The sequence below is a fragment of the Rhodococcus sp. IEGM 1372 genome, from assembly GCF_030056835.1.
Taxonomy (GTDB): Bacteria; Actinomycetota; Actinomycetes; order Mycobacteriales; family Mycobacteriaceae; genus Rhodococcoides.
This window is the reverse complement of sequence record NZ_JASHKS010000033.1, coordinates 25,837-52,299: the sequence shown is the minus strand read 5'-3', so window position 1 is coordinate 52,299 and position 26,463 is coordinate 25,837. Positions and strand designations below refer to the sequence as shown.

The 26,463-nt window shown below is 65.6% G+C and carries 22 protein-coding genes; 7 read left to right on the top strand and 15 right to left on the bottom strand.

The features are described from left to right. Nucleotides 1–90: 90 nt before the first annotated feature. The 4 genes from QM590_RS20700 to QM590_RS20685 all read right to left on the bottom strand — a co-directional run bounded on the left by QM590_RS20700 (nt 91) and on the right by QM590_RS20685 (nt 3,682). A complete protein-coding gene (locus QM590_RS20700) occupies nt 91–375 on the bottom strand; it encodes a hypothetical protein (RefSeq protein WP_269596188.1) in 285 nt (94 codons plus the stop codon). 159 nt (nt 376–534) lie between these two features. Further along, nucleotides 535–1,989: an MFS transporter gene (locus tag QM590_RS20695; protein ID WP_269596189.1), complete on the bottom strand. Its 1,455-nt coding sequence runs from the start codon at nt 1,987–1,989 to the stop codon at nt 535–537. A 123-nt stretch (nt 1,990–2,112) separates the two neighbouring features. Further along, complete coding sequence (locus tag QM590_RS20690) at nt 2,113–2,976, bottom strand: chromosome partitioning protein ParB (RefSeq protein WP_094641301.1); 864 nt, start codon at nt 2,974–2,976, stop codon at nt 2,113–2,115. After that, on the bottom strand, nt 2,966–3,682 hold the full coding sequence (locus QM590_RS20685; protein ID WP_149407938.1) for a metallophosphoesterase family protein: 717 nt from the start codon (nt 3,680–3,682) through the stop codon (nt 2,966–2,968). Before QM590_RS20685 ends, QM590_RS20690 begins: the two co-directional genes overlap by 11 nt. A 70-nt stretch (nt 3,683–3,752) precedes the next feature. Here QM590_RS20685 and QM590_RS20680 point away from each other — a divergent pair, with 70 nt between their 5' ends. Continuing rightward, a complete protein-coding gene (locus QM590_RS20680) occupies nt 3,753–4,346 on the top strand; it encodes a suppressor of fused domain protein (protein ID WP_269596190.1) in 594 nt (197 codons plus the stop codon). A 7-nt stretch (nt 4,347–4,353) separates the two neighbouring features. Here the strand turns inward: QM590_RS20680 and QM590_RS20675 are convergent, their stop codons facing one another. Both QM590_RS20675 and QM590_RS20670 read right to left on the bottom strand, forming a co-directional pair. Then, nucleotides 4,354–5,310, bottom strand: a complete 957-nt coding sequence (locus tag QM590_RS20675; protein WP_269596191.1) for a lipase — start codon at nt 5,308–5,310, stop codon at nt 4,354–4,356. 139 nt (nt 5,311–5,449) lie between these two features. Next, a complete protein-coding gene (locus QM590_RS20670; protein ID WP_269596192.1) occupies nt 5,450–6,538 on the bottom strand; it encodes a magnesium and cobalt transport protein CorA in 1,089 nt (362 codons plus the stop codon). A gap of 57 nt (nt 6,539–6,595) precedes the next feature. On the opposite strand from QM590_RS20670, the gene QM590_RS20665 reads away from it, so the two are divergent. From QM590_RS20665 to QM590_RS20650, 4 genes are all read left to right on the top strand, one after another. After that, a complete protein-coding gene (locus tag QM590_RS20665) occupies nt 6,596–7,432 on the top strand; it encodes a PHP domain-containing protein (protein WP_269596193.1) in 837 nt (278 codons plus the stop codon). After that, complete coding sequence (locus QM590_RS20660) at nt 7,429–8,043, top strand: MarC family protein (protein WP_068053143.1); 615 nt, start codon at nt 7,429–7,431, stop codon at nt 8,041–8,043. Before QM590_RS20665 ends, QM590_RS20660 begins: the two co-directional genes overlap by 4 nt. Next, nucleotides 8,040–8,327, top strand: coding sequence for a hypothetical protein (locus QM590_RS20655; RefSeq protein ID WP_269596194.1), 288 nt, complete (start codon nt 8,040–8,042; stop codon nt 8,325–8,327). Before QM590_RS20660 ends, QM590_RS20655 begins: the two co-directional genes overlap by 4 nt. 232 nt (nt 8,328–8,559) lie before the next feature. After that, nucleotides 8,560–9,765 (top strand): NAD(P)-dependent malic enzyme, encoded by a 1,206-nt coding sequence (locus QM590_RS20650; protein ID WP_269596195.1) that lies wholly within the window; start codon nt 8,560–8,562, stop codon nt 9,763–9,765. Between the two features lie 79 nt (nt 9,766–9,844). On the opposite strand, the gene QM590_RS20645 is transcribed toward QM590_RS20650, so the two are convergent. From QM590_RS20645 to QM590_RS20630, 4 genes are read right to left on the bottom strand one after another with little or no spacing between them, the layout of a single operon-like run. Next, nucleotides 9,845–10,537, bottom strand: a complete 693-nt coding sequence (locus QM590_RS20645; RefSeq protein ID WP_149407944.1) for an ABC transporter permease — start codon at nt 10,535–10,537, stop codon at nt 9,845–9,847. Beyond that, nucleotides 10,534–11,199, bottom strand: coding sequence for an ABC transporter permease (locus tag QM590_RS20640; protein ID WP_068053154.1), 666 nt, complete (start codon nt 11,197–11,199; stop codon nt 10,534–10,536). Before QM590_RS20640 ends, QM590_RS20645 begins: the two co-directional genes overlap by 4 nt. Next, nucleotides 11,196–12,347, bottom strand: a complete 1,152-nt coding sequence (locus tag QM590_RS20635) for an ABC transporter ATP-binding protein (RefSeq protein ID WP_269596196.1) — start codon at nt 12,345–12,347, stop codon at nt 11,196–11,198. The genes QM590_RS20640 and QM590_RS20635 overlap by 4 nt, the downstream gene beginning before the upstream one ends. Continuing rightward, nucleotides 12,347–13,321 (bottom strand): ABC transporter substrate-binding protein, encoded by a 975-nt coding sequence (locus QM590_RS20630; protein WP_094641309.1) that lies wholly within the window; start codon nt 13,319–13,321, stop codon nt 12,347–12,349. The genes QM590_RS20635 and QM590_RS20630 overlap by 1 nt, the downstream gene beginning before the upstream one ends. 207 nt (nt 13,322–13,528) lie before the next feature. Between QM590_RS20630 and QM590_RS20625 the strand changes: the two genes are divergently transcribed. Next, entirely contained in the window at nt 13,529–14,419 is an 891-nt protein-coding gene (locus QM590_RS20625; RefSeq protein WP_269596197.1) for a glycine betaine ABC transporter substrate-binding protein, read from the top strand. Here QM590_RS20625 and QM590_RS20620 read toward each other — a convergent pair. Genes QM590_RS20620 through QM590_RS20610 form a run of 3 tightly spaced genes read right to left on the bottom strand, consistent with a single transcriptional unit; the run spans nt 14,375 to nt 17,741 of the window. Continuing rightward, entirely contained in the window at nt 14,375–15,331 is a 957-nt protein-coding gene (locus QM590_RS20620; protein ID WP_269596198.1) for an alpha/beta hydrolase, read from the bottom strand. The two genes, QM590_RS20625 and QM590_RS20620, sit on opposite strands and share 45 nt — an antisense overlap. Nucleotides 15,332–15,339: 8 nt before the next feature. Continuing rightward, nucleotides 15,340–16,173, bottom strand: coding sequence for an SDR family NAD(P)-dependent oxidoreductase (locus tag QM590_RS20615; protein WP_068053168.1), 834 nt, complete (start codon nt 16,171–16,173; stop codon nt 15,340–15,342). Continuing rightward, nucleotides 16,170–17,741 carry a flavin-containing monooxygenase gene (locus QM590_RS20610; protein ID WP_094688038.1) on the bottom strand — a complete coding sequence of 524 codons (1,572 nt, stop codon included), beginning with the start codon at nt 17,739–17,741 and terminating at the stop codon, nt 16,170–16,172. The genes QM590_RS20615 and QM590_RS20610 overlap by 4 nt, the downstream gene beginning before the upstream one ends. Before the next feature lie 69 nt (nt 17,742–17,810). Here QM590_RS20610 and QM590_RS20605 point away from each other — a divergent pair, with 69 nt between their 5' ends. Beyond that, nucleotides 17,811–18,464, top strand: a complete 654-nt coding sequence (locus QM590_RS20605) for a TetR/AcrR family transcriptional regulator (protein ID WP_269596199.1) — start codon at nt 17,811–17,813, stop codon at nt 18,462–18,464. 213 nt (nt 18,465–18,677) lie between these two features. On the opposite strand, the gene QM590_RS20600 is transcribed toward QM590_RS20605, so the two are convergent. Together QM590_RS20600 and QM590_RS20595 are read right to left on the bottom strand one after the other, a co-directional pair. Beyond that, entirely contained in the window at nt 18,678–22,484 is a 3,807-nt protein-coding gene (locus QM590_RS20600) for a multifunctional oxoglutarate decarboxylase/oxoglutarate dehydrogenase thiamine pyrophosphate-binding subunit/dihydrolipoyllysine-residue succinyltransferase subunit (RefSeq protein WP_269596200.1), read from the bottom strand. A 110-nt stretch (nt 22,485–22,594) separates the two neighbouring features. Further along, a complete protein-coding gene (locus QM590_RS20595; RefSeq protein WP_269596201.1) occupies nt 22,595–26,455 on the bottom strand; it encodes an ABC transporter ATP-binding protein in 3,861 nt (1,286 codons plus the stop codon). Nucleotides 26,456–26,463 lie beyond the last annotated feature (8 nt).

Here is a 26,463-nt window from a genome sequence, read left to right as displayed (position 1 = left end):
TCGCAAACATCCCTAATGATCAGGCCCGTTGCGACCACCGCTCGAATCCGCCCGAAGTGGGCTACGAAGTTCCGCGCACATGCCGCAGGCTCAGAACGCAGAGCCGGTGCTCGGCAGCTGGTAGCCCTGGAAGAAGTTGAACGGCACCACGTTCGGTGCCGGATTCTGCAGCTGCGGCGCCGGTGCCTGGGGGAACAGCTCGGAGAGCTCGAACTGGTTCGGCTCGTCGTTTCGGTTGTCGTCGTATCGGGTGTGATTGTCGCCCCGGTCCGTCCACAGTGGATCGGCCGACGCGGTGCCTGCCATCGCCACCAGAGGAATGGCCACCAGAGCCCCGGTCACTGCTGCGCGGGTGAGGATCTTTCGGGTGTTCATGTGTTCCCTTTCGTCGGTGTTCGTACTTCTCCGACGTTAGGTCGACGAGGTGGGCCCGCGACAGGGAAAACTGCTACCTCCCAGCACATTACGAGCTTTCTGCCAAGGAGCGTCGCGCGTGATTTCGTTCGTCTTCCCTGGTCGCGGCACGGGCAGTGGTCAGGTCGTCGGCGCAGACCTGGCAGTACTGCCAGCCGGAACGGCCGGTTCGCTGCGGCCGCCGACCACCGATTCGCCGGTGGTCGGAGTGCTCTTGATGGCCAGGGCCGCCAGTCCGACGACGAGACAGGCCACCGCACCGGCGGCGAAGGCCGCGGTGTAGACGATTTCACGGGCGACCCCGGTCCCGTCGATGGCGAACATGGCCAGTGCGGTGGACAGTGTTGCGCTTGCGATCGACGTGCCGACGGTTCTGACGATCGAGTTGACACTGTTGGCCACTCCGGTGTCCGCCGCATCCACCTCGGCCATGAGCAGGTTGGGCAGGGCAGCGAACGCGAGACTGACGAACACGTTGATGACCACACCGGCAGTGATCAGTTGCCAGGTGTGATCGTGAGCCAGCGCGACGAACACGAAGCCGACCAGCCCGATCACCGCACCTGCGATCAGAACTCGACGCGGCCCGAAGGACCGGATGAGACGACCGCTGAGGACGGCCGCAACCACACCGACCGCCGCACCGGGTAGCAGGTAGACGACGCTCGCCTCGAGAACGTTGGCGGTGAAGCCGTAGCCCGCCACAGCTCGTGGTGTCTGCACGAAGTACGAGCAGGCCAGGAAGTTGACGAACATCCCGATACCGACGAACACGGTGGCGACGTTGGTGGCGAGCAGCGGACCGTGGGTGAGCATTCGAGGCGCGACCAACGGTTCGGCGGTGCGCTTCTCGAGCAGCCACCAGAGCGTCCCCGTCAGTACACCGGCAAGGGCGCAGCCGATGGTGGCCACCGAACCCCAGCCCCAGGTGCGGCCTTGCGTCAACGCGAGGAACAGGAGCAGAAGGGTCACGGCGAGTCCTGCGGCACCCCACCAGTCGACGGTGCCACCGCTGGTCCTCGGTCGCGCCGGCACGCCGAACCAGGCGATCGCGAGGGCGAGCACGACGAACACGACAGTGAGCCAGAACACGCGGTGGTAGTCGGCTCCGTTGGCGGTGAGCAACCCGGTCAGTACCAGTCCGAAGCCGCCGCCGACGCCCAGTGTCCCGGACAGGACGGCCATCGAGCCGACGAGCTTTCGTGGGGGCATCTCGTCGCGCAGTACCGCCAGCGCAATGGGGAACAGGGCATAGGACACTCCCTGCAGGACGCGACCGACGATCAACCAGAGCAGCGAGTGCGTCAGGGCTGCGAGCAAGGACCCGGCGAGGACGACGGTGAGTACACCGATGAGCACCGGCCGCTTGCCGTGCAGGTCGGCGAGCCGTCCGATGACGGGGGTGGCAATGACCGCTGCGAGGAGGTTGCCCGTCAGTACCCAACCGGCGGCCGTGGTGCTGACGCCGAGTTGGGTGCCGATGGTTCCGACGATGGGGACGACCATCGTCTGCAGAACGGCGAGAGTCATGACGATGAAACAGAGTCCGGGCAGCAGTATGCGGCGGGTGGACATGGAAGAACTACCTCGTTACGTATCGAAATGCACTAGAACAGACGCAAATAAATTGTTGAATGCATCTAAGTGATTATCAGATATCGCCGAACGAGGGAAGCGGGCCCCGACGACGGCACCGTGTCACTGCGGGCGAGTGGGCTTGCCCAGCGCCTTCTGTCGCAATTCGCTGACGATCTCGTCGTTCCACACGTGCTCGCGCACCAGGCGGTAACGCTCCCGGCTCATCCAGAGGTACGCCTCGGCGTCGGTGCGGTCCTCGAGGATCTCTGCTGCGCGCACCATGCGCACCACCGGGAGGTATTCCTCACCGAACCAGCGCCGCGCGACGGTACCGCGGTCGACGAATTCACCGACCTCCTGCATCAACCGGAAGCCCCATGCCTCCACCGATTCGCTCAGCTGGGCGTAATCGAACGGATCGGTCACCTGAACGGCCTCGCGTGCCTTGCCCACCAACGGGACACGACTGAGGAAGATGCGCCGGTGATCCTTGATCAGCAGATCGCCACGTCGGGTGATGCCCTCGGGGGAGATGCGCGTGATGATCTCGGTGACCACGGCGTCGATCGACGTCCGGTGCATCGCGAAGGCGATGGAGACCCGATGGTGCCCGTCGACGACGAAGTGCATTCCGCCGATGCGGTAGACCTGGATGGGCGGCATCGCCTCGCCGCGGCGCTGAGCAGCCGCGAGTCGCTGCCAGCGTTCGCGGATGCGCGCCGACGTCGGACGAAAGAACCGATCGAAATCGCGCGTGCGATCGACACTGCCGACGATGGTCTCGACGCGGATGACCTGCAGGCCGAGGTGACGCTCACCCACCTTGCCGAGGGCAGCGACCACCTCGTCGAACGGCAGGATGGTGTTGACGTCGTCGGGTTGACGACGCAGCCACCCGACCAGACGTGCGACGTCGGCGCGGCGGCGTTGGCGGGTGAAGTCGTTCTCCGCATCGGCGGCCGGAAATCCGGTGTCACGTGCCATGTCTGCGCCTCACGATCTTGGGTGTCTCGAAATCCGGTCTCTCGCCGCCCGGTTCGATCTCGAGGAGGGTGTATCCGACGGTGTTGATCACCGCCGCGCCGTGCAGGGTCAGATCGTCCGGGGTGTGACCGTGCGGATGAATGTGGCCGTGCAACAACAACTGTGGGGAGAGTCGACGCGTCACCTCGTCCAGACAGTCGAAACCGATGTGCGCCGGGTCGGTGTCGTCGCCGACGCCGAGCGGTGGACTGTGGGTGAGCAGAATGTCGACGGGCCGAAGGTCCTTGCGCACGTTGCGATGCCACGCGAACGTCCGGGTCAGGGTTCGTGATCGACGTCGCTGCTGCCGTTGGGTCCACTGATTGGGCCCACCGTTGTAGCGGATGGACCCGCCGAGACCGGCGATCCGCAGGCCTGCCGCCGACACGATGCGACGATCGACGTTGACGGCACCGACCGGTCCCGGCCAGGTGGCGGGCAGCCCGGCACGCATCCACCCGGCGCGCCCGGCCGAGTATCCGGTGAGGTCCGCGTCGTGATTGCCCGGCACGAACACACACGGTGCGTTCAGCGCGTCGGTGAGGTACTCGAGGTAATCGAACGGGAGGTCGCCCGCGCCGAGAATCAGGTCGACTCCGAGCGACTTCACCTGCGGACTCCACAGGGATTCGATCGTTTCGTCGGCAACTGCGAGAACGGAGACCACGGGTACGACGGTACCCACCTCCGGTGCGGTGGTACCTCCGAACGGACTTCTCGGGCATCGGTGGTGTTGGATGGGTCAGGTGAGCGACAGTGTCATCGAAGCGGTACGCGCACATCTGGTGACCGAGATCGGCGACGAGAATCCGTCGTCGGCGTCGGTGACGTTCCTCGGCCTCGAGTCACTGGACGTGCTGAGATTCGGCGCGGATTCCGACGTGGTCCGGTACGTCAGTCTCGGCTGTTCTCGTCACCCCATGGCCGACCCCAACGAACTCGTCGCCGATCCCTCGCGCGGCCCCCGAGCCGAACTGGTGCTGACTCTGCGCGGTGGGGCAGGCGTGGCGTCGGGCGGGCACAAGTCCCTGGCCGTGCTCGCTGCCTCTCCGGCGGTGGAGGGCGTCGTGCTCGTCGAGGACGCGCTGCTCGACCTGGGCGAGCCGCTGTGGACCAACGCGCCGTTCACCGCAGTGCTGCTGGGCGAGAGCGATATCGCCGATCTGACGCTGCCCGAGCCCTACGACCCGGTTCGCTTTCTGGCCGCCGTGCCGTTGACCGGCACCGAGGCCGCGTGGGTGCGTCTACGCGGTGCCGCGGCCCTGCGGGAGGCCTGGACCGAGGCTGGGATCGACGTGCGCGATCCGAATCGATCTGCGGCCAGTCTCTGACGAGAAGTCATCGCGCGTAGGACGCCAATTCCGGTTCGGCAGTGACGGAATCGAAGATGAGGTGCAGAGGCACCTCGGCCAGGTACTTCAGTCCGGTGATCGCGGCATCCGCGTCGTAACGCAGGTTCGGCATCGTGGTGGTGAAACACAGGTCGTCCGAAATGCGTTCGCGCACAGCAGGTCCGTCGTGTTCGAGCGCGTCGAGGACGAGATTGAAGGCGACGTTGTCGCCGATGATGTTGAAGTGTTCGACGGGCCGGAGCGGGCAGATGTCCTGGACGGCGATGTTCGCGGCCCCGGCGAGGGTGCTGGCGTGCGGTTGTGGATAGATCAATTGGTCGAATGTCGTGTAGATCGAGGTGTAACTGGGCCCCGCGGGCAACGGACGCGCCGCCAGCGCGGTGAGGAACTTCGATCCGGTGGCGATCTGCCAGTTCGCCGGCGGGCACTCCTGCGAGTCGTCGCATCCCGAGCGCGCCGAGTCGGTGCCGTTGTACGGGGTGGCGAGCGAGATGAAATCCGATACCAGCGCGGGCAGATCCGGCCAGAACGTCAATGCCCACAGCTCGTCGAGTGGACCGTGCTGGTGACCCATCAGTACGACTTGGCGACCGCTGTCGGCTGCCATGGTGCGGACCGCATGCACCACGTACTGGGCGGCGACCTGCAGGTCTCCGTAGCCCTCGTCGGGAAGCGAGAGGCTGCACACCGGTATCCCAGCGGCGGGCAGTGACTGCAGATAGTTCCAACCGAACGATTGCTGATCGGTGGCGAAGGCCGGGGTGAGCAGGACCGGATCGCGGGTGGCGTCGTGCAGATCGGGGGTGCACGTGAGGGCGTGGTCGAGGGCGGCCGGAGCGACGGTGAGCACGGGACCGAGATCGGGGTTCGACCCGGCATGCGCTGTACCCGGCGCGCAGACGGTCATGATCGCGACGGCCAGTACCAGTGAGCGGATTCTCATCGATCCCTTCCGGACGAGGATGCAGGGCTTCTGCAGTCTCATCCGGTCAGGACCGACGGGATCGTGACCCGGAAGGGGTCGGGGTAATCACCAACGACCGTCGGACTCTGTTGGACGTTGTCCAATCTCCGAAAGGTCGCTAGAGCCAGTCGTTCTTGTGGAACGTCCGCCACAGTCCGATACACACGCACAACACGACCGCGACCATCAGGTGATAGCCGTACGTCCAGTGCAACTCGGGCATGTTGTCGAAATTCATCCCGTAGATGCCCGCGACCATCGTCGGCACAGCGGCGATCGCCACCCACGACGAGATCTTGCGCATGTCCAGGTTCTGCTGCATCGTCACTCGCGCCAGCGCGGCGTCGACCAATGAGCTGAGCACCTCGTCGTACTCGGAGATACGTTCGGCGACGGTCGTGTGATGGTCCTGCACGTCGCGCAGGTAGCGTCGCACCGCCTTGGGGACGCTCGGCTCCTGCACCAGACGCGCCAACGGCGTGGACAGCGGTGTCACCGACCGGCGCAGCTCGACGACCTCCCGCTTGAGGAGGTAGATGTTCTCGATGGGCACATGGTGGTGCGGCGAGAAGACTTCCTCTTCCATGCCGTCGACGTCTCGCTCGATCGAGTCGGTCACCGCGAGGTACTCGTCGACGACGTGGTCGGCCACCGCGTGCAGCACCGCCGAGGGGCCGAGTGCGAGCTGTTCCGGGTTCGCTTCGAGGCGCTGACGCACACCGGCCAACCCCGAATGTTCCCCGTGCCGGACAGTGATGACGAAGTCGCGGCCGACCATCACCATGATCTCGCCGCTCTCGACGATCTCGTTTGCGGTCGTCACCGACTCGTGCTCGACGTACTTCACCGTGCGCAGCACCAGAAATGCGACGTCGTCGTAGCGCTCGAGCTTGGGCCGCTGATGGGCGTGCACGGTGTCCTCGACCATCAGCTCGTGCAGGCCGTAACACTGGGCGATCGCGCTCATCTGGTGGTCGTCGGGTGCATGCAGACCGACCCACACGAATCCCTCACCGCGGGCACGGACCTCCGCGATGGCCGAGGTGTGCGTGAATCTCCCGGGCAGTCGAGTCCCGTCGACGTAGACCGCGCAGTCGACGATCGCCCGGGCCGTGGGCACCGGAATGCGCGGTATCGGCTCGGGACCGGCCTTGGCCGAACGTCGATGCAGTGACGGCAGCGACGGGCGTGGTGGAAGGGACGGCATGGCGGGCAATCGTACGCCAGCAAAACGACGAGAGAGTGGGCCTGGAACACTGTGCAGGTGCTCATCGATCTCCACACCCACTCGACGGCGTCCGACGGGACCGACACCCCGGCCGAGCTGGTCCGCGCCGCAGCCGAGGCGGGACTGTCGGTGGTGGCTTTGACCGATCACGACACCACCGCGGGGTGGGACGAAGCGGCCTCGGCACTGCCGTCCGGTCTCACACTCGTGCGCGGCATGGAACTCTCCTGCACCGGGCGAGGCGAGGACGGCGAGCCGGTTCCGGTGCATCTGCTGGCGTATCTGTTCGACCCGGCGAACAAGGCCTTCGCGGGCGAGCGCGCACGGTTGCGCGGCGAGCGGGTCACTCGATTGCGTGCCATCGCCGAGAAGATGGCGGCGGACGGTCTGCCCATCGATCCCGACGCGGTGCTGGCCTCGGCCGGAGCGGCAGCCGGACGACCACACCTGGGTCGCGCGCTGATCGACGCCGGCTACGTTCCGAACATGGACGCCGCGTTCGCCGGTCCGTTGGCGACGAGCGGCAAGTACTACGTCGAGAAGGTCGACACCCCCCTCGAGGTCGCAGTGGACATGATCGCCGCGGCAGGCGGTGTCAGTGTGCTCGCGCACGCCAGAGCTCGTGCCCGCGGTCGCATCCTCGACCTCGATCACATTCGCGAACTCGCAGCGCGCGGTCTCGGGGGAGTGGAAGTGCATCACATGGACCACTCGCCGCAGGACACCGCGGTGATGGCCGATCTCGCTGCCGAACTGGACCTGATCGTCACCGGATCCTCGGACTACCACGGCACCAACAAGACGGTGAAATTAGGCGAATACACCACGGCCCCAGAGCAATACGACCGTCTCGTAGCGGCGGCACGCCCATGACATTCGACGTGACGCTCTACCTGACGGTGCTCATCACCCTGTTCGTCATCATGGACCCACCGGGCGCGATCCCCGTGTTCCTGTCGCTGGTGGGCCGCAAGAGCAAAGAAGAACGCAACAAGGCCGCGTGGCAGGCTCCCGCCGTCTCACTGACCGTCATCTCGGTGTTCGCGATCGGCGGCCAAGCGATCCTGAGCTACCTGCACATCGGCATTCCGGCACTGCAGGGCGCAGGTGGGTTGTTGCTGCTGCTCATCGCGTTGTCACTGCTCACCGGAAAGGGCGCGGGCGGAGACACCGCCGCGGAGGACGTCAACGTCGCGCTCGTGCCGCTCGGGACTCCGCTCATGGCCGGCCCCGGTGCCATTGCCGCGGTGATCGTCTACGTCAGCCAGGCCGACGGTGACGCCGGTTCGTTCCTGGCAATTGCGTTGGGCATCATCACCATTCACGTGCTGTTCTTCCTGGTGCTGCGATTCTCGACGGCGCTGATCCGGCTCCTCGGAGAGGGCGGCATCTCGCTGTTGGCCCGCATCGCCGGCTTGTTGCTCGCCGCCATCGCGGTGCAGCTGATCGCGGATTCTGTTCGCGGATTCGTGGCCGGCGGATGACCGGGGGATCGTTCGGGCTCCGATTCCTGCGCGGGCTCAGCGGCATCGTCACCGCAGGACTGGTGGTGCTCGCCATCGGCGTCGCCGTCACGCAGTATCTGGGGCACTCCCGCGGATTCCCCGGTCCTGGTGGTCTCTCGGTCGCCGCACACATCGTCGCCGCGATCGTTGCCGTGTTCGCGCAGCGCGTCACCGATCACCGTCGCGGATTCTCGGCCGTTCTCGGGGTGATCGTGGTCTTCGTCGCCACCGGCCTCGTCCTGTGGACACAATGGTGGCAGTGAGCGCCCGCTCTGACTCTGTGGTCAGGTGGGGTGGCGATGTGGCACACTGGGGCACCGACAGGGCTACAGCCCATCGCTGATCGTGCAGGCGCACCCGCCTCACATGCGAGATACGCTCTCGGCAGTTTGCAGCCAGCACTGGCGCACTCCGACGGCCCTCATTTCCACCACTCACTTCGTTGACATTTCGTCGCCTCGCCGGTCGAGGTCGACAGTGCGAGGAGCTTTCACCGTGACGGCAGTCGAAGACACCGCAGCAACACCCACAACGCCCGCCCTTCCCGCCGGAATCACCGACGAGGAGATCTTCGCCGGGCACCTCGGCGGAAAGCTGTCGGTCGAGCTGGCGGCACCGCTCGAGACCCAGCGCGATCTCTCGATCGCCTACACCCCAGGAGTGGCCCAGGTCAGCCGCGCCATCGCCGCCGAACCCGCGCTGGCCAAGCGATACACCTGGACCGATCGCCTCGTCGCCGTCATCTCCGACGGTTCCGCAGTGCTCGGCCTGGGCGATATCGGTCCGCGCGCGTCGCTGCCGGTGATGGAAGGCAAGGCCGCACTGTTCAAGAAGTTCGCGGGCCTCGACTCCATCCCGATCGTGCTCGACACCAACGACGTCGACGAGATCGTCGAGACCATCGTGCGGATGCGGCACAGCTTCGGTGCCGTCAACCTCGAAGACATCTCGGCACCGCGCTGCTTCGAGATCGAACGCCGCGTCATCGAGGCTCTCGAATGCCCGGTGATGCACGACGACCAACACGGCACCGCCATCGTCGTCCTCGCCGCGCTCAACGGGGCCGCGAAGGTGCAGGGCCGGAGCACCTCCGAACTGAAGGTCGTCATCTCCGGAGCCGGGGCAGCAGGTGTGGCCTGCGCCAACATGCTCCTCCTGGCCGGCATCCGGGACGTGGTGGTGCTGGACTCGCGGGGGATCGTCTCTTCCGATCGCCAGGATCTCACCAGCGTCAAGGCCGATCTCGCCGCGCGCACCAACCCCCGTGCACTGGCCGGCGGAGCGGTCGACGCCCTGGCCGGAGCAGACGTGTTCCTCGGTCTGTCCGCGGGCAAGGTCGACGAAAGCTACATCGCCTCGATGGCCCCGGACTCCATCGTGTTCGCGCTGTCCAACCCGGATCCGGAGATCCATCCGGAGGTGGCGAGGAAGTACGCCGCCATCGTGGCAACCGGACGCAGCGACTTCCCGAACCAGATCAACAATGTTCTCGCCTTCCCCGGTGTGTTCAAGGGCGCGCTCGACGCAGGTGCCCGCCGCATCACCGAAGGCATGAAGCTCGCCGCTGCCGAGGCAATCCTCTCGGTTCTCGGCGACGAGTTGGCTGCGGACAAAATCGTGCCCAGCCCACTCGATCCTCGTGTCGCCCCGGCCGTTGCGGACGCAGTTGCGGCAGCAGCGCGAGCCGAGGGCGTCGCGTAGGAAAACGGAAAGAAAACACCGGCGAACCCGGCCCCCACCCGGGCCTGCGGTTCGCCGGTGTCTTTCGTCGTGGGACGAGTCAGACCTTCGCGAGTCCGGTCGGCATCCGCCGTAGGCGACCGGTTCCCGGGACGGACGTCCACACCGCGAGGGCGAGCAGACCGTCGACGATCAGGGTCAGCAGCGCCACCAGAATCGCGCCGACCAGAACGCGGCCGTAGTCGTAGAGCGCGAGCCCGTCGAAGATGTAGCGGCCGAGCCCGCCGAGGTTGACGTAGGCCGCGATGGTCGCGGTGGCGATGATCTGCAGTGTGGTGTTGCGCAACCCGCCGAGGATCAGGGGCAGAGCGTTGGGGATCTCTACGCGAAACAGCACTTGGGTTTCGGTCATCCCCATCGCGCGGGCGGCGTCGACGACGTTGGCGTCGACGTTCGCGATGCCGGAGTACGTGCCGGCCAACAGCGGAGGAATGCCCAGCAGTACCAGCGCGATGATCGGCGGGATCAGGCCCAACCCGATCACCAGAACCAGAAAGACGAGAATGCCGAGGGTCGGCAGCGACCGCAATGCGTTGACGAGCCCGACGATGACGGCCTCACCGCGGCGCAGGTGACCGATGAGCAGACCGACCGGAACCGCGACGGCAGCCGAGAGCAACACTGCCAGCAGGCTGTACCACATGTGTTCGATCAGCCGTGCGCCGATTCCCGTGGGACCGGCCCAATTTCCGCCGTCGAGAATGTACGAGAACGCCTCGGAGAAGAGATTCATGCGCGTGCCTTCTTCTTCGACGAGCCTGTGCTCAGCCGCGTCCATGGGGTGAGTCGACGCCCCAGCAGGTACAGGGCCGCGTCGAAGATCAACGCCAGGAACACGATCGAGATGATGCCCGCGAAAATCTGATCGGGATAGTCACGCTGGTAGCCCTGGGTGAACAGCTGGCCGAGGCCGCCGATGCCGATCACCGAGCCCACCGAGACCAACGAGATGTTCGTGACCGCGACGACCCTGATGTTGGCGATGAGCACCGGAAGTGCCAGTGGCAGTTCGACGGTCACTGCTCTCCGCAGTGTCGAGTAGCCCATCGCCTCGGCGGAATCGACCACGGCGAACGGCACCGAATCGAGTGCCTCGGGTACTGCGCGCACGAGCAGCGCGGTCGAGTACACCGCCAGCGCGATCACCACGTTCAACGGATCGAGAACGGGAAGACCGACGATCGCGGGGATGGTGACGAACAAGGCCAGCGACGGAAGCGTGAACGCAATACTGGCCACCGTCAGCGTGATTCGGCGAACCCAACGGGTGTTGCGAATGACGGTACCCAACGGGATGGCGATCAACAGTCCGATGAGCAGCGGGACGAGCGAGAGATACAGGTGCGTCTTCGTGTAGCCGAGAACCACATCGAAGTTGTCCAGCAGCCAGGTCACTGTTCGTTGTCCCCGGTAGTGAGGAAGTGGTGCCGGTTGCGTTCGGAGTCCTCCGACTTGCGTTGTGCGGCAAGGTTTTCGAGTATCTCCGCCCCGTCGACGCTACCCACGGCCGCCCCGGATGCATCGACCGCGACACCGATTCCCGACGGCGAGGAGATCGCCGAGTCGAGTGCCTGACGCAGATCGCCGCCCTCGAGGAACAGGGAGCCGCCCGCCGCCGTGCTCTCGTCGATGCTCCGGCCGTCGCGCACCTTCTCGACTCCGGTCGCGTCGATCCATCCGAGTGGACGGCGCTGCCCATCGACGACGAGGACCCATTGCCCCTGGTCCAGCCTCAGACCGTGGATCTCGTCCTGCGTCGCCGTATGGATGGGGTGCATGGTCACCGACTGTGCCGACCGAAACGACAGGCCGCGGTAGCCACGATCGCGACCGACGAACGACGCCACGAAGGACGTTGCCGGTGAGGCGAGTACGGTCTCCGGCTTGTCGTACTGCTGCAATCGGCCCTGGGGTCCGAACACGGCGATGCGATCACCGAGCCGTACGGCCTCGTCGATGTCGTGGGTGACGAACACGATCGTCTTCTTCAGATCGGCCTGCAGTCGCAGCATCTCGATCTGCAGTTCTTCCCGAACCACCGGGTCGACCGCGCTGAAGGGCTCGTCCATCAGCAGGATCGGCGGGTCTGCGGCAAGCGCCCGGGCGACGCCCACCCGCTGTTGCTGCCCGCCGGACAGTTGCGCCGGGTAGCGCGAGGCGAATGCCGGGTCCAGGCCGACGCGCTCGAGAACGTCGAGCGCGGCTGTGCGTGCTGCGCGACGCGATTCGCCGTTGAGTACCGGCACCGTGGCGACGTTGTCGACGACGGTCCGGTGCGGCAGCAACCCGGCACTCTGGATGACGTATCCGATGCCGCGGCGCAGCTTCACCGCGTCGATATCGGCGATGTTGCGCCCGTCGACCGTGATGACGCCCGAGGTGGGCGTGATCATGTGGTTGATCATTCGCATCGAGGTGGTCTTGCCGCAGCCGGACGGCCCCACGAACACGGTGAACGAGTGTGGCTCGATCACCAGGTCCAGCGAGTCGACGGCAGTGGTGCCGTCCGGGTACGTCTTGTTGATCTGCTCGAAGGTGATCATCAGCTGACCGGCTGATCCAGACCCTTGTCCTGGACCCAATCCGCTGCTGCTGCCGCGGGCTCGACCTTCTCGTCACCGGACACTCGCGTGTTCAGCGCAATGAGCTCTTCGGTGGTGATCTGCGCCGACACGGCGTCGAGAACCTGAGTGAGCTTGTCGGACTGCTTGGCCGTACGCAGCACCGGAATGATGTTCTGGGCGGCGAAGTTGTTCTCCGGATCCTCGAGAACGACGAGATCGTTCTGTGCGATCGAGGGTGCGGTGGTGAAGATGTCCGCGGCGACGACCTGTCCGGAGACGAGTGCCTCGACCGTGGCCGGGCCGCCGCCGTCGGAGATCGGGATGTAGTTGCCGGGCGAGATGTCCAGGCCGTACTTGTCTCGCAGACCGGGCAGGCCGCCGACGCGTTCCTGGAATTCCGGGGTACCGGCGAAGGTCACCTCGGAGGAGAACGGGGCGAGGTCGCCGATGGTGGTGAGGTTGCGCTCGGTGGCGGTCTGGCGCGTGACGACGACGGCGTCCTTGTCCTCGCCCGGTGCCTGCGCCGTCACGGTGAGGTCGTCGCCCAGTGCCGCGGGCAGTGCGGCCAGGACGTCCTCGGAGGACGTGGCGGTCGCGGATTCGTCCAAGTACTGCAGCAGGTTGCCGGTGTAGTCGGGGATCAGGTCGATCGACCCGTCTCGCACTGCCGGAATGTAGGCCTCACGGCTGCCGATGTTGAGCTTGGTGCTCACCTCGAAACCGTTGGCGCGCAGAGCCTCGGCGTAGATGTTCGCCACGGTCTCGGACTCGGGGAAGTTGGCCGAGCCGACGATGATCGAGTTGGTGTCGCTGTTGCTCTCGCCGCCACCGCTGGACAGTGGATCCGAATTTCCGCCGCAGGCGGTAAGAGCGGTGACCGAGAGAGCGAGTGCGGCTACGGCGGCCACTGCCCTCGGAGCGGAGAACGCGCGCGTGATTCGGGAGGTGGTCATGGTGTCCTTCCATCGGTTCGGGCACAGTCCTACCCATCGCCGACCGCCGCCACCGGGCTGCGGGGGCATCGTCGAAACCAGGACTCGGGCTGCTCGGGATGGTAGTCGAATTCAGCGTGCCCATAAGGTTGGTTCGACTACCGTCTCGTTCGCACTAGTGCCCCGCGGCCGAGATCGGTAAACCACCCGGGCAGTGAACAGGAGAAAATGACAGTGCGATCGTCGGTTCTGGCAGCAGCCCTGGTGATGTCGATCGCCGGACTGGTCGGCGGTTGCAGTGCGGGCGAGTCGACCGACCCTGCCGGCGAGCCCGTCGTCGTCGGAGCAGGCAGCTCGGATCTGTCGCGTCTGCTCGCGCAGATCTACGCCGGTGGACTGCGGTCGACGGGAGCGGACGTCGAGCTGAAGGACGACCTGGGAGACCGGGCCGACTACCTCGCGGCGCTGGACCGCGGTGAGGTGACGATGGTTCCCGATCTGACCGGAGAGCTGCTGCGCACCTTCGACACTCTGTCTGCGGCAACCGAGGCAGAGGACGTGTACACCGAACTGAACCGATCACTGCCGGCCGGGTTGTCGGTGGGGGATTACGCCACCGCCGAGGATCGACTTACGATCGCGGTGGCGTCGGACAGTGAATCGGGCGACGAGACGGTGACCGAATTCCTGGGTCGTGAAGAAAAGACCGTGGGGATTGTGGACGATCAGGTCGATCCGATGGACGTCATGGCCGAAGGCACGAAGAGTCCCACGTTCACAGGGGCGTCGTTCACCGATTTCACTCCGTATTTCGATGCGCAGTCCGCCGTCGACGGGTTGAACGCCGGGGAGGTCGGTGCACTGGCGATTCGCACCGCCTCGTTCGGCCCGTTGGCGAAGGATCTGACCACGCTGCCCGACGACGATCATGTGTATCCCGCGCAGAACGTGGTTCCGCTCTACACCGACGGAGTGCTCAACGAGAGTGCTCTGAGGTCGTTCTCGGTGGTGGCGGGGGAGCTGACGACTGCGGACCTCGCCGACATGATCGGCGAGGTCCGCAACGGCGTTCCGTCAGGCGAGGTCGCCGGCCGCTGGCTCGGTGAGCGCAACCTGTGACACTGTGCCGGTCTGCGTTGCCCTGACCTTGCGGCCCAGGTACGAGCCCATGTGATGGACGGCTTGAGCCGCCTCCCGCAGGATCGACGCCTGTAGATGGGCCACGTGCCAGAGCTTCTTGTACTCGACGTGTTCGAGCTCCACGCCCGACAGACGCAGCTTGTCCGCGAAGGCGGTGATCTGCGCGTAGAGCACCTCGTCGGTGCCCACGTGCATGACGATCGGAGGCAGTCCGTCGAGGTTGCCCAGCAGTGGGGCAAAGCCTTGGTCGAGCGGATCGCCCGCGCCCAGATAGGCGTCGGCCGAGCTGTACGACCACCCGGTGTTGACCACGAGATCGCGGTCCTTGGCGGCGTCGCGCGCACCGGGATCGACCCAGGGCGAGATCAGGCCGAGGGCGGCCGGGCTGGTGCCGTCGTCCACCAGACGCCGGGCGGTGGCGACCGTCAGACCTCCACCGGCGGAATCGCCTGCGATGGCGATGCGGTCCGCGGTGAATCCGTGGACACGGACCAGCTCGCGGAACGCCGCCACGGCGTCGTCCAGACCGGCCGGGTACGGGTTCTCCGGGGCCAACCGGTAGTCGAGCACGTAGACGGCGCTGGCCGATTCCCGCGCCAGATGCGCGGCCAACGACCGGTGCGTGTTGATCGAACCGATCGTGTACGCGCCGCCGTGCAGGTACAGAATCGCGGTGTCGCGTTCGGTTGCCCCGACGGTGATGCGCTCCGCTCGCCGTCCGGCGAGCGTCAACTTCTGCGCGACGGTTCCGTGCGGAAGAGTCTGCGCCGGAGCCGCCGCCTCGAGCAGGGCCCGCTGCGCTCGGAACGACAGACGCGGATTCAGCGCCAGGCGATAGAAGGGCTTGAGTGCTGCCGCGACGATCGGCAGGGGAACGTAGAAGGACTTCACGGGCTCGCCTACTTCTTCGTTCGCGGCAGCGCGCGCTTGGACACCGCAGCGATCAGGCCCTGGTAGCGCGAGCCGGTGATGCGCTGCAACAGATCGAGGGCGATCGCGTCGGACCCGATGAGCACCCGGCCCTTGCCCTTCTCGACGCCCTTGAGGATGGTCTTGGCCGCGTCGATCGGGGTGGTCTTGGCGAGCTTGCTGTCGAAGAACTTGGCCACGTCTGCCTGATCGAAGTTCTCGGCGACGGTCGCGTTGCGGGCGATGGCGGTCTTGATGCCACCGGGGTGCACCACGGTCACCTTCACCGGTGCCTTGGAGATCAACATCTCCATCCGCAGCGATTCACTGAACCCGCGGACGGCGAACTTCGCGGCGTTGTACGCGGACTGCGACGGCATGGCGAGCAGGCCGAAGAGGCTGGAGATATTGATGATGTGGCCGTCGCCGGAGGCCTGGATGTGCGGCAGAAATGCCTTGGTGCCGTTGACGACTCCCCAGAAATCGACGTCGACGATGCGCTCGATGTCCTTGAACGAGGACTTGTCGACGTCACCGTGGTACGCGATGCCTGCGTTGTTGTAGATCTGGTTGACCTTGCCGAAATGCGCAACGACGGCCTCGGCGTAATCCAGCACGGTCTCGCGCTGGGACACATCCAAGAAGTCCGACTTGACCTCGGCGCCCAACGCCTCGACTCGTCGAACCGTTTCGTCGAGTCCGGCGGTGTCGACGTCGGACAATGCCAACTTCGCTCCGCGGCCGGCCAGCTCGAGGGCCAGCGCGCGGCCGATTCCCGAGCCCGCGCCGGTGACGACGGCCACCTTGCCTGTGAATGTGCTCATCGTGCGGACACCTTGTCTGTGTTGTTGCCGGCGGAGTTGGTCGCCGACGGTCCGGAGGGCAGGTCTGCGGTAGCGACGCTACGGTACGCATCGAGATCGAAGTTCCTGGTGATTCTGCGGAACTCGAAGGTGAAGCCCGGCCACAGCGTCGTGTTGTTGCCGTGCTTGTCGAGGTACCAGCTGGCGCATCCGCCGTTCATCCAGACACTCTTGGAGAGTTGGTCCTGCAGCGTCACGTTGTACTCGTCCTGCACGTCCTTGCGCACCTCGATGGTGCCGATGTCGTGCTTGTCGATGGTGTTCAACGCGTCGACCAGGTAGTTGATCTGCGACTCGATCATGAACACCATCGACGTGTGGCCCAGGCCGGTGTTGGGGCCCACCAGGAAGAACATGTTGGGGAAGTTCGCGACGGCCGCGCCCTTGTAGCCCTGCTGACCGCCGTCCTCGAAGGTTTCGGCCAGTGTGCGGCCGTCCTTGCCGGTGATGCCGTGGTACGCGGGGGAGTCGGTGACGTGGAAGCCGGTGGCGACGACGAGCGCGTCGATGGGGCGTTCGGTGCCGTCCTTGGTGACGATGGAGCCCTCGCGGATCTCGGCGATGCCGTCGGTGACGAGATCGACGTGGCTCTTGGCGAGCGCGGGGTAGTACGCGTTCGAAATCAGCATGCGCTTGCAGCCGATGCGGAAGTTCGGCGTGACCTTCGCGCGCAGGGCCTTGTCCTTGATCTGCGTGCGCAGGTGGTTCTCCGACGCCCACTGCAGCGGCTTCATGAAGGCCGGAGCCTTCGCCAGTCCGACGACCTGCGTCTCGCGCATCGCGTAGATGCCGGTGCGGGAGAGCCTCTGGAATCCGGGAACGTGCTTGAAGGCGAAGCGCTCGAGCTTGGTGTACGGGCGGTCCGCGCGGGGAAGAATCCACGGCGCGGTGCGCTGGTACACGTCGAGGTGCTTCACCTGATCTGCGATGGCGGGCACGATCTGGATCGCCGACGCGCCGGTACCGATGACGGCGACGCGCTTGCCGGCGAGCGAGACGTCGTGATTCCACTGGGCCGAATGGAAGACGTCGCCCTTGAAGTCGTGAATTCCCTTGATGTCGGGCAGGTTCGGCTCACACAGCGCGCCGACGGCGGAGACGACGATCTTCGCGGTGTAGTTGCCCGTGGTGGTCTCGACGTCCCAGCGGTTGGACTCGGCGTTCCAGCGGGCCGAGGTCACATCCGTGCCGAACACGTGCTTGTCCATCACGCCGTACTTGCGCGCCACCCCGGCGATGTACTTCTGGATCTCGGGCTGCGTGGAGAACGAACGCGTCCAGTTCGGGTTCAACGCGAACGAGTAGGAGTACAGGTGCGACGGCACGTCGCAGGCGGCACCGGGGTAGGTGTTGTCGCGCCAGGTGCCACCCACATCGTGGCCGCGTTCGATGACGACGAAGTCCTTCTTGCCTGCCTTCGTCAGCTTGATCGCGGCACCGAGGCCGGCGAATCCGCTGCCGATGATCAGCGTATCGACGTGACGCGGCGTCGTTGCACGGTCCGAAGTATCTGTTACGGGAAGACTCATGTAGGGGAGCGTAGAAGCTTATTGAGTGTGAGTCAATAGTTATTGACTAACATTCAGTAGGGTGGTTGCATGGCGTTCGTGAACAGCCCCGGCGCATCGACCACGAAGAGGACCAGGCTCAGTCCGCAGCAACGACGAGCCCAACTGATCGAGCTCGGCACCGAGATGCTCGCCGACCGCCCCCTCGAACAGATCTCCGTCGAGGACATCGCAGACCAAGCAGGCGTCTCCCGAGGTCTTCTGTTCCACTACTTCGCCTCCAAGCAGGAGTTCCACCTCGAGATCGTGCGTGAATCCTCGCGCGTCATGCTCGAGCGCACCGCACCCGATCCGTCGTTGCCACCGTACGAGATTCTGCGCGATTCCATCGCGAACTACGTCGATTACGTGACCGACAAGCGGCAGATGTACGTCTCGCTCCTGCGCGGCACTCCCAGTGGTGATCCGCAGATGCGCGCGGTGTTCGAGGACACCCGCTCCGCCATGGCCGAGCGAACCGTCGCGCAACTCGGGGGACTCGACATCGAGGTCACTCCCACCATCGTGCTGGCCGTCCGCGGCTGGATCGCATTCGTCGAGGAAACGACGATCAACTGGCTCACCGCGCCCGAACTGAGCCGCGACGAACTGATCGACCTCAACGTCAACGCTCTGCCCGCGGTCGCACTGGCACCAGGAATGATCACCGCACTCCTGGGAACCGACGCCGACGCCTCAGCCTGACCGACGCCCGCCCCGGTTGGGATCAATGTCCCTTTGTTGTGCACGGGGACCAGTGCAATACAGCGGTCCATTCACTCAGCCACTGACTCTGCGTGGATGGACCGTTGCACTGCTCAGACGCATGTGATGGTCCATTGACGCGGAGCGGGGAGCCCCGAAACGACAACAGCGGCCCACTTCCGAGGAAGTGGGCCGCTGTTGTTGTCGAATTTTCTAGCCTTCGCCGACTGCGTTGAAGGCCTCGTCGATGATTTCGAGTTGCTCGACGGCGTGCACCTTGCTCGATCCTGACGACGGGGCGGACATTGCGCGACGCGAGATGCGCTTGATGCCGACCAGCTTCTCGGGGACGAGCTCGGGCAACGCGAGACCGAAGAACGGCCAGGCACCCTGGTTCGCAGGCTCTTCCTGAACCCAACGGAATTCCGTTGCATTCGGGTAGCTTTCGAGTGCTTCCCGGATGCGGCGGACCGGCACGGGGTAGAGCTGCTCGATGCGGACGATGGCGACGTCGTCGCGGTTGTCCTTCTGCTTGCGTGCGAGCAGCTCGTAGTAGAGCTTGCCGCTGACCATCAGAACTCGCTTGACCGCGCTGCGGTCACCGGTGCCGGTGTCGTAGGTGGGCTCGTCGAACACCGAGTGGAACTTGCCGTCGGTGAAGTCCTCGATGTTGCTCACCGCTGCCTTGTTGCGCAGCATCGACTTCGGGGTGAAGACGATCAGCGGGCGACGGATGCCGTCACGCGCGTGCCTGCGCAGCAGGTGGAAGTAGTTCGCGGGGGTCGAGGGGAGTGCGACGGTCATCGAGCCCTCGGCGCACAGCGTCAGGAAGCGTTCGATGCGTCCGGACGTGTGGTCGGGACCCTGGCCTTCGTGGCCGTGCGGCAGCAGCAGCACGACGTCGGAGAGCTGACCCCACTTGGCTTCACCGGACGAGATGAACTCGTCGATGATGGACTGCGCGCCGTTGACGAAGTCGCCGAACTGCGCTTCCCACATCACCAGTGCGTCCGGGTTACCCACGGAGTAGCCGTACTCGAAGCCGACTGCGGCGAACTCGCTGAGGGCGGAGTCGTAGACCATGAACTTGCCGGGGTTGTCACTGCCGATGTTCTGCAGCGGGGTGTACTCGGCACCGGTCTTGCGGTCGATGATCACCGAGTGACGCTGGGTGAACGTGCCGCGTCGGGTGTCCTGGCCGGAGAAGCGGATGTTGCGTCCCTCGTCCACCAGCGATCCGAGCGCCAGCAGCTCGCCGAAGGCCCAGTCGACCTTGCCCTCGTGCGCCATCTCGCGACGCTTCTCGAGCACCGGCTTGACGCGCGGGTGGACGTTGAATCCGTCGGGAACGTCGAGGTGCGCATCGCCGATGCGGTGCAGCACTGCCTTGTCGACGGCCGTGGTGAGCTTGGCAGGCAACTGCTGGTCGAGTTCGACCGATTCGCTGGGCTCCGGGGTGTACTTCTCGAGTTCGCGTACCTCGTTGAAGACGCGTTCGAGCTGGCCCTGGTAGTCGCGAAGTGCATCCTCGGCTTCCTTGAGCGAGATGTCTCCACGGCCGATGAGCGATTCGGTGTAGCTCTTGCGGACGCTGCGCTTGGTGTCGATCACGTCGTACATCGCCGGCTGCGTCATCGAGGGGTCGTCGCCCTCGTTGTGGCCGCGACGGCGGTAGCAGATCATGTCGATGACGACGTCCTTGTGGAACTTCTGACGGAAGTCCACCGCCAGCTGAGCCACCCAGGCGCAGGCCTCGGGGTCGTCGCCGTTGACGTGGAAGATCGGCGCGGCGATCATCTTCGCCACATCGGTGCAGTACTCGGACGAACGCGAGAACTCCGGTGACGTGGTGAAGCCGACCTGGTTGTTGACGACGATGTGCACGGTGCCGCCGGTGCGGTAGCCCCGCAGATCGGACAGGTTCAGGGTTTCGGCGACGACGCCCTGGCCTGCGAATGCCGCGTCTCCGTGCAGCATCAGCGGCAGAACGGAGTAACCGCCCTGGCCGGTGCCCTTGTCCAGCAGATCCTGCTTGGCGCGGACGAGGCCTTCGAGAACCGGGTCGACGGCTTCGAGGTGCGACGGGTTCGCGGTGAGCGAGACCTTGATGTCGTTGTCACCGAACATCTGGATGTACGTGCCCTCGGCACCGAGGTGGTACTTCACGTCGCCGGAGCCGTGTGCGGCGGCCGGGTTCATGTTGCCCTCGAACTCGGTGAATATCTTCGAGTAGGGCTTGCCGACGATGTTGGCGAGCACGTTGAGGCGACCGCGGTGCGGCATGCCGATGACGACCTCATCGAGGGCGTACTCGGCGCTCTGGTCGATGACGGAGTCCATCATCGGGATGACCGACTCTGCACCTTCGAGCGAGAAGCGCTTCTGCCCGACGTACTTGGTCTGCAGGAACGTCTCGAACGCCTCGGCTGCGTTGAGCTTGCTCAGGATGTACTTCTGTTGCGCCACAGTCGGTTTGACGTGCTTGGCCTCGACGCGTTCCTGCAGCCAGGTGACCTGCTCGGTCTCGAGGATGTGGGTGTACTCGACGCCCACGTGGCGGCAGTACGAGTCGCGCAGAACGCTGAGCACGTCCCGCAGCTTCATCTTGTCCTTGCCGTGGAATCCACCGACCTTGAATTCGCGGTCGAGATCCCACAGCGTGAGGTCGTGGCTGATCACGTCGAGGTCCGGATGCATCCGGAACTTGTCCTTGGTGAACTGCAACGGGTCGGTGTCGGCCATCAGGTGACCGCGGTTGCGGTACGCGGCGATGAGCTCGAGCACGCGGGTGTTCTTGTCGACCGTGCCCTCGGGCAGATCCTTGCGCCAGCGAATGGGCTCGTAGGGGATCTTCAGCGAGTGGAACAACTCGTCGTAGAACTCGTCGCTGATCAGCAGGTTGTGGATCGTCTTGAGGAAGTCACCCGACTCCGCACCCTGAATGATGCGGTGGTCGTACGTCGAGGTCAGCGTCATGAGCTTGCCGACGCCGAACTCGGCGAGACGTTCGTCGCTGGCTCCCTGGAACTCTGCCGGGTACTCCATGGCACCGGCACCGATGATGGCTCCCTGGCCGTTCATCAGACGCGGCACCGAGTGCACGGTTCCGATTCCACCGGGGTTGGTCAGCGAGATGGTGACGCCCTGGAAGTCCTCACCGGTGAGCTTGCCGTCGCGAGCGCGACGCACGATGTCCTCGTACGCGTTGTAGAACTGCGTGAACGTGAAGTCCTGCGTGTTCTTGATGGCAGCGACGACGAGGGAACGGTTGCCGTCCTTGCCGGGCAGGTCGATGGCGAGACCGAGGTTGATCGCGGCCGGAGTGACGGCGTTCGGCTTGCCGTCGACCTCGGCGAAGTGGCGGTTCATGTTCGGGAACGCCTTGACGGCCTGCACGATGGCGTAGCCGAGCAGGTGTGTGAACGAGATCTTGCCGCCGCGGGTACGAGCGAGATGGTTGTTGATGACGAGGCGGTTGTCGACCATGAGCTTGGCCGGAATCGCACGCACGCTGGTCGCGGTGGGAATCTGCAACGAGGCGGACATGTTCTTCGCCACCGCGGCAGCAGCGCCGCGCAGAATCTTGCTCGACTCTTCACCGAACTCGGCTGCGGCGGGCTTCGCGGGAGCGGACTTGGCCGGCGTTGCCTTCTTCTCGGCCGGCTTGGCAGCAGCGGCAGGCTTCGCGGCCTCGGCCTTGGGAGCGGCGGCTTTCGGAGCGGCCTTGGGTGCTGCGGCCTTCGGCGCGTCGGTCTTGTCGGGAGCAGAGGCGGCCGGCTTGGCTGGTGGCGCTGGTGCTGCGGGAGGCGCGGACTTGGTCGAGCTACCGTTCGAGGCTGCGCCGTTACCGGCAGCACCGTTGGATCCGGCGGTCTCGTCGGTTGCTGCCTCGGGGTCGTAACCGGTCAGAAACTCGTGCCAGCTCGCGTCGACGGATGAAGGGTCCTGCTTGAATCGCTGGTACATCTCGTCGACCAGCCATTGGTTTTGTCCGAATTGGGTAGTAGAGCTGCTGCTCACGGCAGTAGTTCGCCTCGTTTCTGTCTTCGTTCCCGTTCAGCGCGCGTACGTGTCCAGGCTAGACCGTTGGTCCAGCTCACGTGCGTCCGGGACGTAGCTGTGATATGTACTCACCGGTAACCATCGGCCTCGTTGTCGATGGCACCTTCGATTATCGAATTATTCCCTCGGTTCGTTTCGGCTGCAGTCCACAGCTGCGCGTAGAAGCCGCCCTGCGTGCGTAGCTCCGAATGTCGACCTACTTCCACGATACGGCCGCCGTCGACCACCACGATCAGATCTGCCCGCGCGGCGGTCGCCAAGCGGTGCGCGACGACCACGGCGGTGCGGGTCCGCGCGACGGCACTGCCGGCTGCGAGCACGGTGCGTTCGGTCGCGGGATCGAGCGTGGCGGTGGCCTCGTCGAGGAGCAGCAGGTCGGGGTCGACCAGCTCGGCCCTGGCCAGTGCGATCAGCTGTCGTTGGCCTGCGGACAGTCCTTGGCCGCGCTCACCGACGGGTTGGTGCATGCCGCCGCGAAGTGCGGCGATGGTGCTCAGAGCACCCACCGAGCGTGCCGCGTTCTCGATGTCGGTGCGCCTGGCATCGGGTCTGCCGTAGGCGATGTTCGACGCCACGGTTCCGGTGAACAGGTGCGCTTCCTGCGGTACGACGCCGAGTCGGTGGCGGTAGTCCGAGAGGCGATAGTCGCGTAGATCGTGGCCGCCGACCCGCACCGATCCGGAGGTCGGATCGTAGAAGCGGGCCAGCAGTTTCACCACTGTTGATTTGCCCGCGCCGGTGCGTCCGACCAAGGCGACGGTGGTGCCGGCGGGGATGGTGAGATTTACCTCACTCAGGGCGTCGGAGTGGGCCCCGGCATACCGGAAACCGACATCGACGAGTTCTATGTCGGCGCGAAGGCGTCCGCCGGGAAGTGCGGTGGTGTTCGCGTCGGCGGAGGTTTCGATCGAGCTCGTGGTGCGCAGGAGATCCCCGATGCGACCGACTCCGACGCGTGCCTGCTGGTAACCGTCGAACACCTGCGAGAGCTGCTGGATGGGTCCGAAGAGCAGCCCGAGATAGAGCACGAACGCCACGAGGGTGCCCGCTGTGGTGGTGCCGGTGGCGATCTGGTGCGCGCCGACGAACACGACGACGGCGAGGGCGATGTCGGAGAGCAACGTGATGAGGGGGAAGAACACCGAGATCGCGGTCTGCGATCGCATTCGACTCGCGCGGTAGCGGTCGGAGCGTTCGGCGAATCGGGATGCGGCGTACTCCTCGCGCCGGTAGGCCTGTGCCGCGCGCAGGCCGGTGACGTTCTCCTGGAAATCGGCGTTGACGATGGAGATTCGCTCGCGGGACGTCGAGTACGCCGCCGAGGAGATGCGCCGGAAGATCACGGTGGCCACGGCAAGCGGTGGCACGACAGCCAGCGCCACCAGCCCGAGAGTGGGGTCGGTGACGAGCAGAGCGGCGGCGATACCGACGACGGTCAACACGCTCACCACCGCCGTCGATGCCCCGGTTTGAATGAACGACGACAGTGCGTCGACGTCGGTGGTCATGCGGGTCATGATGCGGCCCGACAGCTCACGTTCGTAGTAGTCGAGGCCGAGCCGCTGAATGTGCGCGTAGCTGCGGACGCGGAGTCCGAAGAGCACTCGCTCACCCGCCCGCGCGGTGATCACCGTCGTCCAGCAGACGACGAACCAACTCGCCGCTGCCAACACGACGCCGATCGAGGTGGCGATCCACAGGGTGTTCGAGTCTCCACTCGCCACTCCGTTGTCCACCGCGTAGCGAACGAGCGAGGGGAAGGCGATCGAGGCCAGTGAGTCCAGCGCGAGAAGCACCACCACGACGGCGAGCAACGAGCGCACGGGGCTCAGCAGTCTCGACAGCCGGAACTCCGGGTCGGGTCGACGCAGCTGCGATCCGGATGTGCCCGGATCCTCGGTCGCAGGCGGCAGGGCCGCGACTGCCCGGGATATGGCGGGTGTGGGTGCGAGCGAGCCGAAAGCCCCGGCCATCGCAGTTCCGTGACCACCGCCGCCTCCGGGCGCGGGTGTCGAGACTGCGCCGGGCTCGACCGTCGACTCCGGATCCGTGTCCGGCCAGAGCGTGTCGGCGGAGGGGTCGACGGTCTGCTCCGCACCGGGATCGTCGTTCTCCTCGCCGTCTCCACCGGCCAGGAGGGCCCGGAACAACGGACAACGCCGATCGAGTTCGTCGACGGTTCCGGTGTCGATGATGCGGCCGTTGTCGAGCACGGCGACGCGATCGGCCAGGGTCAGGGTCGAGCGGCGATGAGCGAGAACGAGGGTCGCGCGCGTCCGGACGCCACGCAACGCGTCGAAGATGGCGGCCTCGGTCTCGGCGTCCACTGCCGAGGTGGCGTCGTCGAGGATCAGAATTCGCGGCTCGAAGAGAAGAGCACGGGCCAGTGCGATGCGTTGGCGCTGGCCGCCGGACAGGGTGAGTCCGCGTTCGCCGACGAGGCTGTCGTATCCCTCGGGCAGCGCGTCGATGAAGGTCGATGCCTGTGCCAGCCGCGCCGCACGCTCGATCTCCTCCGCTGTGGCGTCGGGCCTGCCGAGGGCGATGTTGGCGGCGATTGTGTCCGAGAAGAGGAACGGCTCGTCGAACACCAGCGAGACCGCCTCGCGGAGCGACGTCGAGTCGAGGTCCTCGATATCGAACGACGTTCCGTCGGATGTCAGCGCAATCTGTCCCTCGGAGGGGCGATAGAAGCGGGGGAGCAGAAGGGCGAGAGCGGTCTTTCCCGAGCCCGCGTGGCCGACGACGGCCACAGTCTCACCCGGCGAGATGGTCAGATTCAGGCCGGTCAGCACATCGCGTTCGGGCTCGAACCCGAAGGTCACCTCGGAGATGCGGACTCCGAGCGGGCCGTCGGGCAATGCGACGGGGGCGGCCGGTTCCGGGTCGGACGGCTGGGTGTCGACCACCTCGTAGACGCGCTCGACGGCCGCGCGGGAGAGCTGAGCCATGATCACCACCGACGAGACGGTGCGGGTCACGGCGGACAAGGTTGCGACGTAGGTGGCGAAGGCCAGGAACGTGCCGATCGTGATGTGGCCCTGCAGGGCCAGATAGCCGCCCAGGGCGATGACTCCGACGAGTCCGAGTTGCGGAATGGTGGCCAGCGACGGTGCGAACCGCGAGTTGATCTTCGCCGATCGCATGCGCTCGGCGAAGAGCGTGCGACCGAGCGTCTCGATGCGATCCACCGCGCGGGCTTCCTGGCCGAAGCCCTTGACGACTCGAACGCCGGTGACGGTTTCCTCGACGTGCTGAGCCAGATCGGCGGCGCGTTGTTGCGCCGACCAGGTGGCCGCGAAGAGAGTGGGCCGCATTCGGTAGACCACGATGCTGACCGCAGGAACGATGAGGACCGCGACAACGGTGAGCAGCGGCGACAGATACGCCATCACCGCCAGCGCCAGTACGAACTGCAGGACTGCTCCCGCGGACAGCGGCACCATGGCCAGCAGACCCTGCACGAGTTGCAGGTCGGTGATCGATCTCGACACCACCTGGCCTGTGCGGATCTCGTCCTGCTTCCGACCGTCGAGCCGCTGCAGCGACGCGAGCAGGTCCAGGCGCAGATCGTGCTGAACGTCGATCGAGAGCCGGCCGGCGAGCATGCGTCGACCGAATTGGCATGCGAACCGGACCAGACCCAACAGTGCGATGGCGGCGGCGACGGTGGCGATCTTCTCGCCGTTGCCTGCGGTCGCGTCGTCGATCGCCGCCCTGGTGAGCAGCGGAAACGAGATGTCGATGACCGCGGCGATCATCGTCACGCCCAGGGCTCCGAGTGCAGTACGTCGATGCAGCAGGCACTGCGCGATCAGACGTCTGATCCACCCACGCCGGATACTCGGCGCGGGTTCTGCGCTGTCGAGTGTCGACGAGCCGCGTCGGGGTGCCGCTGCACGGTCTTTCACCGCATTACTGTGTGCCATCGATTCAC

Excerpts from the sequence above, each read along its gene's own strand:
- QM590_RS20625 (WP_269596197.1), top strand. The coding sequence starts at position 13,529 with ATGACAGTGCGATCGTCGGTTCTGGCAGCAGCCCTGGTGATGTCGATC.
- QM590_RS20655 (WP_269596194.1), top strand. The coding sequence starts at position 8,040 with ATGACCGGGGGATCGTTCGGGCTCCGATTCCTGCGCGGGCTCAGCGGC.
- QM590_RS20630 (WP_094641309.1), bottom strand. The coding sequence starts at position 13,321 with ATGACCACCTCCCGAATCACGCGCGCGTTCTCCGCTCCGAGGGCAGTG.
- QM590_RS20700 (WP_269596188.1), bottom strand. The coding sequence starts at position 375 with ATGAACACCCGAAAGATCCTCACCCGCGCAGCAGTGACCGGGGCTCTG.
- QM590_RS20680 (WP_269596190.1), top strand. The coding sequence starts at position 3,753 with ATGGGTCAGGTGAGCGACAGTGTCATCGAAGCGGTACGCGCACATCTG.
- QM590_RS20605 (WP_269596199.1), top strand. The coding sequence starts at position 17,811 with ATGGCGTTCGTGAACAGCCCCGGCGCATCGACCACGAAGAGGACCAGG.
- QM590_RS20690 (WP_094641301.1), bottom strand. The coding sequence starts at position 2,976 with ATGGCACGTGACACCGGATTTCCGGCCGCCGATGCGGAGAACGACTTC.
- QM590_RS20635 (WP_269596196.1), bottom strand. The coding sequence starts at position 12,347 with ATGATCACCTTCGAGCAGATCAACAAGACGTACCCGGACGGCACCACT.
- QM590_RS20615 (WP_068053168.1), bottom strand. The coding sequence starts at position 16,173 with ATGAGCACATTCACAGGCAAGGTGGCCGTCGTCACCGGCGCGGGCTCG.
- QM590_RS20660 (WP_068053143.1), top strand. The coding sequence starts at position 7,429 with ATGACATTCGACGTGACGCTCTACCTGACGGTGCTCATCACCCTGTTC.
- QM590_RS20670 (WP_269596192.1), bottom strand. The coding sequence starts at position 6,538 with ATGCCGTCCCTTCCACCACGCCCGTCGCTGCCGTCACTGCATCGACGT.
- QM590_RS20675 (WP_269596191.1), bottom strand. The coding sequence starts at position 5,310 with ATGAGAATCCGCTCACTGGTACTGGCCGTCGCGATCATGACCGTCTGC.
- QM590_RS20595 (WP_269596201.1), bottom strand. The coding sequence starts at position 26,455 with ATGGCACACAGTAATGCGGTGAAAGACCGTGCAGCGGCACCCCGACGC.
- QM590_RS20610 (WP_094688038.1), bottom strand. The coding sequence starts at position 17,741 with ATGAGTCTTCCCGTAACAGATACTTCGGACCGTGCAACGACGCCGCGT.
- QM590_RS20645 (WP_149407944.1), bottom strand. The coding sequence starts at position 10,537 with ATGAATCTCTTCTCCGAGGCGTTCTCGTACATTCTCGACGGCGGAAAT.
- QM590_RS20695 (WP_269596189.1), bottom strand. The coding sequence starts at position 1,989 with ATGTCCACCCGCCGCATACTGCTGCCCGGACTCTGTTTCATCGTCATG.